This is a genomic window from Klebsiella sp. GG_Kp173, assembly GCF_040062415.1.
Lineage (GTDB): Bacteria > Pseudomonadota > Gammaproteobacteria > Enterobacterales > Enterobacteriaceae > Klebsiella > Klebsiella quasipneumoniae.
Genome location: NZ_JBEAFZ010000089.1, coordinates 97,332 through 109,912, shown reverse-complemented (window position 1 = coordinate 109,912; position 12,581 = coordinate 97,332). Strand labels below are relative to the sequence as shown.

At 58.9% G+C, this 12,581-nt stretch carries 13 protein-coding genes; 4 read left to right on the top strand and 9 right to left on the bottom strand.

The genetic code is table 11. The annotated features are described in order from the left end of the window. Positions 1-9: 9 nt before the first annotated feature. Both copD and yobA read right to left on the bottom strand, forming a co-directional pair. Entirely contained in the window at positions 10-879 is an 870-nt protein-coding gene (copD, locus tag ABLU50_RS25165; protein WP_057216048.1) for a copper homeostasis membrane protein CopD, read from the bottom strand. Positions 880-882: 3 nt separating this feature from the next. Next, positions 883-1,257 carry a CopC domain-containing protein YobA gene (gene yobA, locus ABLU50_RS25160; protein ID WP_004203386.1) on the bottom strand — a complete coding sequence of 125 codons (375 nt, stop codon included), beginning with the start codon at positions 1,255-1,257 and terminating at the stop codon, positions 883-885. A 112-nt stretch (positions 1,258-1,369) separates the two neighbouring features. On the opposite strand from yobA, the gene ABLU50_RS25155 reads away from it, so the two are divergent. Continuing rightward, a complete protein-coding gene (locus ABLU50_RS25155; RefSeq protein WP_002911406.1) occupies positions 1,370-1,600 on the top strand; it encodes a DNA polymerase III subunit theta in 231 nt (76 codons plus the stop codon). A gap of 78 nt (positions 1,601-1,678) precedes the next feature. Then, positions 1,679-2,338 (top strand): exodeoxyribonuclease X, encoded by a 660-nt coding sequence (gene exoX, locus ABLU50_RS25150; RefSeq protein ID WP_004203387.1) that lies wholly within the window; start codon positions 1,679-1,681, stop codon positions 2,336-2,338. A gap of 3 nt (positions 2,339-2,341) precedes the next feature. Here the strand turns inward: exoX and ptrB are convergent, their stop codons facing one another. The 3 genes from ptrB to ABLU50_RS25135 form a co-directional block, all read right to left on the bottom strand. After that, entirely contained in the window at positions 2,342-4,402 is a 2,061-nt protein-coding gene (ptrB, locus tag ABLU50_RS25145) for an oligopeptidase B (RefSeq protein ID WP_004203388.1), read from the bottom strand. A 120-nt stretch (positions 4,403-4,522) separates the two neighbouring features. Continuing rightward, the gene (locus tag ABLU50_RS25140; protein WP_057216051.1) at positions 4,523-5,182 is read right to left on the bottom strand and encodes a tellurite resistance TerB family protein; all 660 of its coding nucleotides are present in this window, start codon (positions 5,180-5,182) and stop codon (positions 4,523-4,525) included. Between the two features lie 163 nt (positions 5,183-5,345). Continuing rightward, positions 5,346-5,693: a YebG family protein gene (locus ABLU50_RS25135; protein WP_004203390.1), complete on the bottom strand. Its 348-nt coding sequence runs from the start codon at positions 5,691-5,693 to the stop codon at positions 5,346-5,348. Between the two features lie 135 nt (positions 5,694-5,828). Here ABLU50_RS25135 and purT point away from each other — a divergent pair, with 135 nt between their 5' ends. Next, on the top strand, positions 5,829-7,007 hold the full coding sequence (purT, locus tag ABLU50_RS25130; protein WP_087832169.1) for a formate-dependent phosphoribosylglycinamide formyltransferase: 1,179 nt from the start codon (positions 5,829-5,831) through the stop codon (positions 7,005-7,007). Positions 7,008-7,064: 57 nt separating this feature from the next. Here purT and ABLU50_RS25125 read toward each other — a convergent pair whose 3' ends face one another. The 4 genes from ABLU50_RS25125 to ABLU50_RS25110 form a co-directional block, all read right to left on the bottom strand. After that, positions 7,065-7,706, bottom strand: coding sequence for a bifunctional 4-hydroxy-2-oxoglutarate aldolase/2-dehydro-3-deoxy-phosphogluconate aldolase (locus ABLU50_RS25125; RefSeq protein WP_002911423.1), 642 nt, complete (start codon positions 7,704-7,706; stop codon positions 7,065-7,067). Between the two features lie 38 nt (positions 7,707-7,744). Next, complete coding sequence (gene edd / locus ABLU50_RS25120; protein ID WP_087832168.1) at positions 7,745-9,556, bottom strand: phosphogluconate dehydratase; 1,812 nt, start codon at positions 9,554-9,556, stop codon at positions 7,745-7,747. Positions 9,557-9,778: 222 nt separating this feature from the next. Beyond that, the gene (gene zwf / locus ABLU50_RS25115; RefSeq protein WP_004203394.1) at positions 9,779-11,254 is read right to left on the bottom strand and encodes a glucose-6-phosphate dehydrogenase; all 1,476 of its coding nucleotides are present in this window, start codon (positions 11,252-11,254) and stop codon (positions 9,779-9,781) included. 10 nt (positions 11,255-11,264) lie between these two features. Further along, positions 11,265-11,414 carry a hypothetical protein gene (locus ABLU50_RS25110; protein ID WP_032425929.1) on the bottom strand — a complete coding sequence of 50 codons (150 nt, stop codon included), beginning with the start codon at positions 11,412-11,414 and terminating at the stop codon, positions 11,265-11,267. A gap of 159 nt (positions 11,415-11,573) precedes the next feature. Here ABLU50_RS25110 and ABLU50_RS25105 point away from each other — a divergent pair, with 159 nt between their 5' ends. After that, the gene (locus ABLU50_RS25105; protein ID WP_072096624.1) at positions 11,574-12,479 is read left to right on the top strand and encodes a MurR/RpiR family transcriptional regulator; all 906 of its coding nucleotides are present in this window, start codon (positions 11,574-11,576) and stop codon (positions 12,477-12,479) included. Positions 12,480-12,581: the final 102 nt, after the last annotated feature.

Here is a 12,581-nt window from a genome sequence, read left to right as displayed (position 1 = left end):
CCAGTTAATTCAATAAGGTTCCCAGGTGGCAAACAGACTGACGGCCAGCAGCGCCAGCGCGCCCAGCCCTATCTCAGCCTGCGTGGTTCGTAGGATCAGACTTTCCGCCCGCGAACCGCTTGCCGACATGCGCGGTACCAGAACATACCTGTTCACTAACGCAATTACCACCATCCCGGCCACCAGCGCACATTTGATCAACAGCAGACGTCCCCAGGGCGATGCGCCAATCATCCCTCCCTGGATCAACAGCGCATTGATCATCCCACTGGCAAGGGTGCCGGCGACGGCCAGATGCCCGTAACGTGAAAAGCGCGCCATGGTATAGACCGCGGCCTGCCGCCAGCGCCCCTGCGCCAGGCGCAGGCAATAGATAAAGGGCAACAGGCCGCCGAACCAGCTGGCAACGCAGAAGAGGTGGACAGCATGATTAGTCCGCTGCAGGGCGCCGAGTAAACCATCATGCATGGCGGCATGCCCTACCCCAGCGGAAAGCAGCAGCTGGGCCGCCAGCAGGGCCACCAGCTGGCGAGCGCCATGTCGGGGACGGATCCACACTACGGCGAGGGCGATCCACGCCAGCAGGATCTGCCAGATCCACACCCCGCCGAAGCGGGTGCCCGCCACCGCCTGCCAGACGGCGGGTTGCCAGACATCTGCCCAGCCGTCGCCCATCAATCCCCCCTGCAGCAGATACAGCGCCAGGGTAGAGAGGGCGCCGATCAGCAGCAGCGGGCGCAGCAGCGGATAGAAGCGCAGCATCAGTACGCGTCGCAGCGGCACCGGCGCCCACCAGGCGCCATACAGCACGCAGCCAAAAGCCAGCATCAGGGTGATAAAGTGCCCAAAGCGCAGAGTAATGTAGAGCCCGGTCAGCATCGCTTACTTCACGCTAAAGGTGTATTGCCCTTTGGTTTTATGGCCATCCACTGAGACCACATGCCAAGCCACCGTGTATTCTCCCGGCGGCAAGGTTTCCGCTACAGGCACGGTGACCTGGGCGGGGTTGTCGGCGCTGCGGGTCAGTTTGCCGGTGGCCACCGCATGCTGCTGTGGACCGGTGACGGTCACGCCGCTGAACGCGGGTTCAATGCCTTCGGAGAAACTGAGCGTCAACGTCTGCGGGGAGGCCGCCAGCTGCGCCCCGGCGGCGGGGATCTGCTGCTGCAGGTGAGCGTGGGCGAGCGCGCCCGCCGCGGTTAATAGCCCGGCAAACGCAACGGAGAGGCGCAATGCGCGTCCAGCAAGAAGTCGCATATTCGTCATTCCCTTTTGTTATGTCTGTAGCACAGAGAATAACCCTGTATAATGGCAGAGTCGAGCCGGGCGTCAGGCCCTGACCGGGTTTACAAGCAGAGTGGAGTGTATGATGGAAAGAAATCTGGCCAAAATTTCGCAAGATGAGATGGATAAAGTTAACGTCGATCTCGCCGCCGCCGGCGTCGCCTTTAAAGAGCGGTATAATATGCCGGTGGTCGCTGATTTGGTCGAGCGTGAGCAGCCCGCCCATCTGCGCGACTGGTTCCGCGAACGGCTGATCGCCCATCGGCTGGCCTCCGTTTCACTGTCCCGCCTGCCCTGGGAGCCGAAACAGAAATAATGCCTACTTGTCCCCTCGCCGTCGGTTGGCAAGCCCGACCAATTACTTTACGCTTATTGTTTTGCTCTGGAGCGAGCCATGCTGCGCGTCATTGATACCGAAACCTGCGGACTGCAGGGGGGCATCGTTGAAATCGCCTCGGTCGACATTGTCGACGGGCAAATCACCAATCCCATGAGTCATCTGGTGCGTCCTGACCGCCCCATCAGCCCGCAGGCGATGGCTATCCACCGGATTACCGAAGAGATGGTCGCCGATAAGCCGTGGATTGAGGAGATTATTCCGCACTATCATGGCAGCCCGTGGTACGTCGCGCATAACGCCAGCTTCGATCGTCGGGTGCTACCGGAGATGCATGGCGAGTGGATCTGTACGATGAAGCTGGCCCGCCGGCTGTGGCCGGGGATCAAATACAGTAATATGGGGCTCTATAAATCACGCAAGCTGAACGTGGCCACGCCGCCGGGGCTGCATCACCACCGGGCGCTGTATGACTGCTATATCACCGCTGCGCTGCTGCTGGATATCATCAACGTTTCCGGCTGGACGCCTGACGAAATGGCCGATATCACCGGTCGGCCGGCGCTGCTCACCACCTTTACCTTCGGCAAATATCGCGGTAAAGCCGTCGCCGAGATTGCTGAAAACGATCCAGGCTATCTGCGCTGGTTATTCAACAATCTCGACCGTATGAGCCCCGAACTGCGCCTCACGCTCAAGCATTACCTCGGGGAATAGCCCCTACACTGCCGCTTTCCCCGGCAGTGTCCCCTGCGCCAGGGCGATGAAAAAGGCGTACTCCAGCGCCACCCCCTCATAGCTTTTAAAGCGCCCGGATTTTCCGCCATGCCCGGAGTCCATATCGGTGCAAAGCAGCAGCAGGTTATCGTCGGTTTTCAGTTCACGCAGTTTTGCCACCCACTTCGCCGGCTCCCAGTATTGCACCTGGGAATCGTGCAGCCCGGTGGTCACCAGCATATGCGGATACGCCTGCGCCTTCACGCCGTCGTAGGGGCTGTAGCTTTTCATGTAGTGGTAATAGGTTTCATCCTGCGGGTTCCCCCACTCTTCAAATTCGCCGGTCGTCAGCGGAATGGTCTCATCCAGCATGGTGGTTACCACGTCGACGAACGGCACCTGGGCTATCACGCCGTGGAACAGCTCTGGACGCTCGTTAACGGCCACCCCCATCAGCATCCCGCCGGCGCTGCCGCCCATGCCATAGCAGAGCCGCGGGTCGCCGTACCCCTGAGCCAGCAGCGCGTCGCAGACGTCGAGATAGTCGTTAAAGGTATTTTTCTTACACAGGAATTTACCGTCCTCATACCACTGCTGACCCAGCTCGCCGCCGCCGCGGACGTGGGCGATGGCGTAGACAAAGCCGCGGTTGAGCAGGCTCAGCCGACTGGCGCTGAAATCGGCATCGATACTGTCGCCATACGAGCCATAGCCATAGACCAGCAGCGGATTGCTCCCTTTACGAAAATGGTCGCGATGGTAGACCAGCGAGACCGGGACTTCGACGCCATCGCGGGCGGTCACCCACAGGTGCTCGCTCTGATAGCAGCGGGTGTCCAGCCCCTTCACCTCCTGCTGCTTGATCACCCGTCGTTCGCCGGTATCCATATCCAGTTCAAACAGGGTGTCGGGCGTCGTCATCGAGGAGTAGCCGTAGCGCAGGCGCGACGTTTCGGGTTCCGGATTATAGGCAAGCCAGGTGACATAGGCCGGATCGTCAAAGGCGATCCCCACCACCTCCCGGGTCTTGCGGTTAATCTGCCGCAGACTGGTCAGGCCGCGCTGACGCTCCTCGACGACCAGCCAGTCGGTAAACAGGGTAAATCCTTCAAGCATCACGTCGTGACGCGGCGGGATCAGCGTGGTCCACTGATCTTCATCGCGTAGCACGGTACGATAGAGACCAAAATTCTTCCCGTCCCGGTTGGATCGCAGATAGAAGGCGTGCTGATAGTGATCGAGGCTATATTCATGATCTTTACGCCGCGGCAGGAAGCAGACCGGCTCGGCGTCTGGCAGTTCGGCGTTGAGCAGCAGTACTTCGCTGGTGGTGGCGCTGGAGAGATAAATCACCACGAACTGCTGGGATGTGGTTTTATGCACGCTGACGTAGAAGGTCTCATCTTTTTCCTCGTAGACCAGCACGTCGCTCTGCGCCGGCGTCCCGACGGTGTGGCGCCAGACCTGATAAGGAAGCAGCGTGGTGGGATGTTTACGCACGTACCACACAAAGCGTGAATCGTTGCTCCAGGCAAAGCCGGAGGTGACATTTTCCAGGGTCTCCGGATACCACTCGCCGTTGCTGAGGTCGCAAAAACGCAGACCGTACTGGCGACGGGAGAGATAATCTTCCGCCACCGCCATCAACTGGTTGTTGGGCGCAATGCCCAGCCCGCCCAGGGTGTAAAACTCGCTCTTTGCCGCCCGCTGGTTGGCATCAAGCAGGATCTCCCACTCGTCCCACTCTTCTTTCAGCACCGACTGTCGCTGGTAGATAGCGTATTCGCAGCCCGGCTCATACACCTGCCGGTAGCGAAAGCCGTTTTTACTATAGGGGGCAGAGACTTCCCGCTGCGGAATGCGGTCGATAATCTCTTTCAGCAGACGCTCCTGCAGGCTGAGCTGCGAATCCATCACTTGCTTGCCGTAGGCGTTTTCCGCGTGCAGATATTCCAGCACATCAGGCCGCGCGCGTTCATCGTCGCGCAGCCAGTAATAGTTATCGATGCGTGTATCGCCATGCAAGGTCATGGCGTGAGGGATCCGTTTGGCTTTAGGTGGCATGTTATTCTTCTGCTGCTTTTTCGTGACACAAGAGCATTCAGGCCGCAGGGTGGCGCCTGAATGATGACGTGTCTATAAGGGTGGCAAAAGACGCGGGCGATGCAAGCGAAACGTGATAATTTAAACGCTTAGCGCCTGTTTTTGTGACTGGATGTCCTGTTCGATGTCGGCCCGGACATCTTTTGGCAACGCCAGAGCCTCACCCAGGGCGTTGAGATAGCTGCGCTCCATAAAGTGGTCGATATCAATCACCGCGCAGCTGACGTAGTAGATCTCCAGCGCCTCCTGCGGGTCAACGATGCCCTCGGCGAGACGCTGCGGATCCAGCGGCTGAGCCAGCGCCTGGTCAATCAGCACCCGGGCCTGCACGTCTATATTGGCCTCCCGAAGCTGGGCTTCAATCCTCGCCCGCTCGTGATCGTCGATATGACCATCGCTTTTGGCGGCAAACACCAGGGCGGTGATCAACCGCACGCTGCGCGGATCGACCTCCGTCGGCGCCGCAGCCGCCTCGGGTGTCGGAGCGGGCGTGTTCTGAGCGCGCATTTTCTGCTGATACTTGTTCCACAATACGGTACCCGCCACCGCCCCACCGCCAGCCAGCAGCGCGCTGGTGCCATATTTCGCCAGCAGCTTGCGTGACGATTTGCTGGCCGCCAGCAGCCCCGCCAGCCCGCCGATGGCGCCGGGCAGCAGGGCGCTCCCTTTTGACGACTCGCCGGACGGCGACCCGCCCTGCTGTCCGAGCAGCGACTGCAGTTGATTTAGCCAGTTAGCCATGGTTTTCCTCTCAGGTGACAAACACTGTTATCAGCCTAAACGACGCGATGTCAGGAAATGTTAGACATGGCTAAAGATGCGCAAAGGTGCGCGCGGCGGCGGCACCGGGCCCAGCCGACAGACCGACCAGCCCATCAGCCCATCAGCGGCTGACCGCCAGCCATCAGGCCGCTTTGGCTTTCCGCGTTTTGGCAGCTGGCGCGGCGGCCTCTTCCGCCGGGGAAGCCTCAGCGTCCGTTGACGGCGCGGGCGCATCGTGCGCAGTCGCATCCTGCTCCGGCAGTCTGCCGGCGCGCAGAATATGCTGCAGCGCCTCTTTACGCTCCGCCAGCCACATCGCCATGGTATCGCGCTGGGCATCGTCCATTTCCAGCGGCGATGCTACCAGCCAGTCATTCAGCACCTCTGCCAGATCGAGCATTTTGTCGTAAGCGTCGGCCTCTTTTTTGCTGGCAAAAGACATTTTTTCCTCACCTTCGCGGATCACTACATATTTAATTTCAACCGCCATGCTGCAGCCTCTTAGCACTGTATTTTTATACAGTATAGCAAATTTCCCTTCCGGACTCAACTCACGCGCATAAAGACAGACGCAAACGTTTTCGTTTATAATCGACCGCATCTTTTTTTACTGCGGAAGAGAGTTATGACTGTATTAGGCACTGCGCTGCGCCCGGCAGCCACCAAAGTTATGCTGTTAGGCTCCGGCGAGCTGGGTAAAGAAGTCGCCATCGAATGTCAGCGTCTGGGCATTGAAACTATCGCCGTCGACCGCTACCCCGATGCCCCGGCGATGCAGGTCGCCCACCGCGCACACGTCATCAATATGCTGCACGGCGAGAGCCTGCGCGCGCTGATCGAACAGGAAAAACCCGATTACATCGTGCCGGAGATCGAAGCTATCGCCACCGATACCCTGGTCGAACTGGAGCAGGCCGGGCAGAAAGTGGTCCCCACGGCGCGGGCAGCGAAGCTCACCATGAACCGCGAAGGCATTCGCCGTCTGGCGGCCGAAGAGCTGCAGCTCCCCACCTCCAGCTACCGTTTCGCCGACAGTGAAGAAGCCTTCCGCGCGGCGGTAGCGGAGATCGGCTTGCCGTGCATCGTCAAGCCGGTGATGAGCTCCTCCGGTAAAGGCCAGAGCTTTATCCGCTCGTCTGACCAGCTCAGCGAAGCCTGGCGCTACGCCCAGCAGGGCGGCCGCGCCGGCGCCGGGCGGGTGATCGTCGAAGGGGTGGTAAATTTCGACTTTGAAATCACCCTGCTCACCGTCAGCGCCGTCGATGGCGTGCATTTCTGCGCCCCGGTCGGCCATCGTCAGGAAGACGGCGACTACCGCGAGTCCTGGCAGCCGCAGCAGATGAACCACCTGGCCCTTGAACGCGCGCAGGATATCGCCCGCAAGGTGGTGCTCGCGCTGGGAGGTTATGGCCTGTTCGGCGTGGAGCTGTTCGTTTGCGGCGACGAGGTGATCTTCAGCGAAGTCTCCCCGCGCCCGCACGACACCGGAATGGTGACGCTTATTTCGCAGGATCTCTCGGAATTCGCCCTGCACGTTCGCGCCTTTCTTGGATTGCCCGTCGGCGCTATCCGCCAGTATGGTCCGGCCGCTTCCGCAGTGATCCTTCCGCAGCTGACCAGTCAGAACGTCAGCTTCGGCCAGCTGCAGTCGGCCGTCGGAGCTGGCCTGCAGCTGCGTCTGTTCGGCAAGCCGGAGATTGACGGCACCCGTCGTCTGGGGGTGACCCTCGCCGTCGCCGATTCGGTGGAAGAGGCTGTGGCGCGGGCTAAAACCGCCGCCGCGGCGGTTATCGTCGAAGGGTAAAGACAAAAAAACCCGGTTACGTTGCCGCTAACCGGGTTGTTGACCTTGAGGCGCGGTTTACTTCGCGCCTTCCACCGCTTCACGCGCCAGGGTGGTGATGCGATCGTAGTCGCCAGCTTCCAGGGCGTCGGCCGGCACCAGCCAGGAGCCCCCGATGCACAGCACGCTGTTCAGCGCCAGGTAATCACGGTAGTTAGCCGGGGAGATACCGCCGGTCGGGCAGAAACGAATGTGACCGAACGGACCAGCAATCGCCTGCAGCGCTTTCACGCCGCCGTTGGCTTCCGCCGGGAAGAATTTAAACTCTTTCAGACCGTACTGCATGCCCAGCATCAGCTCGGAGACGGTGCTGATCCCTGGGATCAGCGGAATAGTGCCGTCTTCGGTCGCCGCTTTCAGCAGAGATTCAGTCAGCCCCGGGCTGATAGCGAACTGCGCGCCGGCTTCCGTTACCGCTTTCAGCTGCTCGACGTTGGTAACCGTGCCCGCGCCGACAATCGCATCCGGCACTTCTTTAGCAATCGCGCGGATCGCCTCCAGGGCGCACTCGGTGCGCAGAGTCACTTCCAGGACGCGCACGCCGCCCGCGACCAGCGCTTTCGCCATCGGTACCGCGTGTTCCAGCTTTTTCACTACGATAACCGGGACAACCGGACCGGAGGTGAGGATTGCTTCTGCTGTTGTTTTCCAGTTTTTCATCAGGATTTTCTCTCGCCAGATCTACAAATTAAATCGTCTTAAAAAGTGATGCAGGTTGCGCCCTGCTCCGCGCCAGAGAGCTTCTCACGCAGCGCCCCAAACATCTCCCGACCGGTTCCTACGCGCGACGCGCTGAGGTCAGGGATATGCGGCTGACGCGCCGCCAGTTCGGCATCGTCCACCAGCAGCGTCAGTTCCCCCGTCTGCCCGTTCACGCGAATAAGGTCGCCATCGCGCACTTTCGCCAGCAACCCGCCGTCATAGGCTTCAGGCGTGACGTGGATGGCTGACGGGACTTTACCGGAGGCGCCAGAGAGTCGGCCATCGGTCACCAGCGCTATTTTGAAACGGCGGTCCAATAATACACCAAGTGGCGGCATAAGTTTATGTAATTCTGGCATCCCGTTCGCTTTTGGCCCCTGATGACGGACCACCACCACGCAGTCTTTGTCCAGCAGACCCGCTTCAAAGGCCGGCAACACGTCGTGTTGGCTCTCGAACACCACCGCCGGCGCCTCGATCACCTGGTTCTCAGCCGGGACTGCCGAGGTTTTCATGACCGCGCGTCCCAGGTTACCGCTCAGCACCTTGGTGCCGCCGTGACGGGAGAACGGTTTCTCGAATGTCGCGATGACCTGATCGTCAAGCGGCGCCGTCGCCCCTTCCCGCCAGTCCAGCTCGCCGTTGTTGAGCCACGGCTCGAGGGTGTAGCGCGACAGACCGAAGCCAGCGACGGTGTGAACGTCCTCATGTAGCAGGCCGCCTTTCAGCAGCTCGCGCACCAGAACCGGAACGCCGCCCGCTGCCTGGAAATGGTTGATATCCGCCGGACCGTTGGGGTAGAGGCGCGCCAGCAGCGGTACCACGTCTGACAGGTCGGAGAAATCATCCCAGTTAATGATAATGCCCGCCGCGCGGGCCATCGCCACCAGGTGCATAGTGTGGTTGGTGGAGCCGCCGGTCGCCAGCAGCGCCACAATGCCGTTGACCACCACTTTTTCGTCAAACATTTTGCCCAACGGCATCCACTCGTTGCCATTGCCGGTCATGCGGGTGACCTGGCGCGCGGCGGCGGCGGTCAGCGCTTCCCGCAGCGGAGCATCCGGATGGACAAAGGACGAGCCCGGCAACTGCATGCCCATAAACTCCACCACCATCTGGTTGGTGTTCGCCGTACCGTAGAACGTACAGGTTCCCGGCGCGTGGTAAGAAGCGGCTTCGGACTCCAGCAGCGCCATGCGGTCAACTTTGCCCTCCGCGTACAGCTGGCGAATACGAACCTTTTCTTTATTAGGCAGGCCGCTGGCCATCGGACCGGAGGGAATAAAGACCGACGGCAGGTGGCCGAATGAGAGCGCGGCCATGGTTAGTCCGGGCACAATTTTATCACACACGCCGAGGTACAGAGCGCCATCGAACATGTTATGCGACAGGCCGATGGCCGCGGACATGGCGATCACTTCGCGACTCAGGAGAGAGAGCTCCATGCCGTCCTGTCCCTGGGTCACACCATCGCACATCGCCGGCACGCCGCCGGCCACCTGACCGACCGCATTGGCGCTGTGCAGCGCTTTGCGAATGATATCCGGGTAGTATTCATAGGGCTGGTGCGCGGACAACATATCGTTGTAGGAGGTGATGATGGCGATGTTGTTGCGCAACATGCTTTTCAGAGAGGCTTTGTCGTCGGCCTGACAGGCCGCGAAACCGTGAGCCAGATTGCCGCAGGCCAGTTGCGCACGATGCACGGTGTCGGTTTTGGCCTGGTTAATCCTTGCGAGGTAAGCCGCGCGGGTATCACGCGACCGTTCGATAATGCGATTTGTTACCCGTAACATTGTCGAATTCATAAAGGCTCCTCAAAATTTTATCTGTCCGGCCGCTGCGAGATGACGTGTTTTGGTGTCCGAAGCCACCAACACCAGCGCTCAGGGGCAAAATGTCTGAAGGCAGTCTAATAAAAAAAGCCCCGTGGGTGAATCCTCACGGGGCTTAAAAGATTAAAAAGCGTGCGACTTTCTGCGTCAGATCATGTTACCGGTAAAATAACCCTGACGGATAAGATCGCGAGCTTACTCAAACTCGTTCCACGAGCGGCCATCGCGGGTGATCATGGCCACCGAGGCCACCGGTCCCCAGGTCCCGGCCTGATACGGTTTCGGCGCATCGCGGTCGGCCGCCCAGGCTTCGGTGATGGAGTCCACCCACTTCCATGCCTCTTCCACTTCATCGCGGCGGACGAACAGCGCCTGGATACCGCGCATGGTCTCCAGCAGCAGACGTTCATAGGCATCGGCCAGATGCGTCTGGTTGAAGGTTTCGGAGTAGCTCAGATCCAGCTTGGTGATCTGCAGGTTGTGCTTATGGTCGAGGCCCGGCACTTTATTCAGGACCTGGATATCCACCCCTTCGTCCGGCTGCAGACGAATGGTCAGCTTGTTCTGCGGCAGCTCCTGCCAGGTCTCTTTAAACAGGTTCAGCTCCGGCGTTTTGAAGTAAACCACCACTTCGGAACATTTGGTTGGCAGACGTTTGCCGGTACGCAGATAGAACGGTACGCCAGCCCAGCGCCAGTTATCGATATCAACGCGGATCGCCACGAAGGTTTCGGTGTTGCTGGTTTTGTTCGCCCCCTCTTCTTCGAGGTAGCCTGGCACTTTTTTGCCCTGGGCAAAGCCGGCGGTGTACTGGCCGCGAACGGTTTTCTCGCGCACATTGGAGCGGTCAATACGGCGCAGGGATTTCAGCACCTTGACCTTTTCATCACGGATGCTGTCGGCGCTGAGATCGGACGGCGGCGACATGGCAATCATGCACAGGATCTGTAGCAGGTGGTTCTGGATCATGTCGCGCATCTGTCCGGCCTGGTCGAAGTACCCCCAGCGCCCTTCAATACCTACCTCTTCCGCGACGGTGATTTCCACATGATCGATGGTACGGCAGTCCCAGTTATTGACGAACAGAGAGTTGGCAAAGCGCAGCGCCAGCAGGTTGAGGACTGTCTCTTTTCCGAGGTAGTGGTCGATACGGTAGACCTGGCACTCTTCAAAAAACTCGCCGACCTGATCGTTGATTTCCCGCGAGGTTTCCAGCGAGGTGCCCAGCGGTTTTTCCATAACCACGCGCGCAGGCTTGGCATTGAGCTTCGCTTCGCCCAGACCTTTACAGATGGCGCCAAAGGTGCTCGGCGGCATGGCGAAATAGTTGATGGTGACGCGATTCTTTTGGTCCAGCATGTCACCCAGGCGGGTGAAGCCGCTGGTGTCATTGACGTCAAGATTACAGAACTCCAGGCGGCCGCTCAGGGAATCCCACAAACCTTCATCAATTTTTTCCTTCATGAAGGTTTCCAGCGCTTCGCGCACCACTTTGGTGTAAGCCGCTTTATCCCAGTCGGCACGGCCGACGCCAATGATCCGGGTGTCGGCGTGGATCTGGCCCGCCTTTTCAAGCTGATACAGGGAAGGCAACAATTTACGCCGCGCCAGGTCGCCCTTCGCGCCGAAAATGACCAGGTCGCATGCCTGGGCCGTTTGCGTTACCGCCATGTCATTCTCCTCAGTTGATAGTCTGGTGCTTTTGCCAGGCTATATTTGTAATTTTCTTACACTGCACTGTACTGTGTTTACCTGTTTCCCGAAAGCCTTCCCCTCCGTTTGCAGCGGGAAAACCGCACAGGGTGAAAACATTCGGCGATGATTTAGGCATCTGGCTGATATTGTTCGTTGTTTGTACCTGTTTCAGGTCAGTAAAATACGACTCTGATCATGTAATGAAAAAAAACAACATTTTTTCCCGTCATTCCTCACCGCTTGCGCTTGCGGAGGGGTATATTCTTGCTAAAACGCCCGATGATTTCACCCATTAATGAAATCGTTTCCATTGATGAGCGCCCTGTTACTAATGAACATGCTGGAAAAAATCCAGTCCCGACTGGAACACCTTAGCAAATCTGAACGCAAAGTGGCGGAAGTGATCCTTGCCACCCCCGCGCAGGCCATTCATTCGAGCATCGCCGCCCTCGCCCTTGAGGCCGGAGTGAGCGAACCGACCGTCAATCGCTTCTGCCGTAGTCTCGAAACCCGCGGCTTTCCTGACTTCAAACTGCATCTCGCCCAGAGCCTTGCGCACGGCACGCTCTATGTTAACCGCAATGTTGATGAAGACGACAGCGTTGAGTCATACACGGGAAAAATATTTGAATCGGCCATGGCGAGTTTAGATCAGGTCCATCATTCTCTCGACATGTCGGCGGTGAATCGTGCGGTGGATCTGCTGACTCAGGCAAAAAAAATCGCCTTTTTCGGCCTCGGCTCCTCGGCGGCGGTCGCTCATGACGCGATGAACAAATTTTTCCGCTTTAACGTGCCGGTCATCTATTCCGACGACATTGTCCTGCAACGCATGAGTTGTATGAATTGCGATGACGATGATGTGGTGGTGATTATCTCACATACCGGAAGAACCAAGAGCCTGGTAGAGCTGGCGCAGCTGGCGCGTGAAAACGATGCCATGGTGATCGCTCTCACCTCCCCCGGCTCGCCGCTGGCCCGGGAGGCCACGCTGGCCATTACCCTGGATGTGCCGGAAGATACCGACATCTATATGCCGATGGTCTCGCGTCTGGCCCAGTTGACCGTCATTGACGTGCTGGCGACAGGCTTTACCCTGCGCCGGGGGGCAAAATTCAGAGATAACTTGAAGAGGGTCAAGGAAGCGCTGAAGGAATCGCGTTTTGATAAAGAACCGTTCGTACCCAGTGATAATCAATAAAAGTTGATAACAAGCAGTACCCCATTACACCTTCGATAACGATCCGGCTGTGCGACGTTGCAGGCTGGCGCTACCGAATCCATGTTCACGCAACACCAAAGT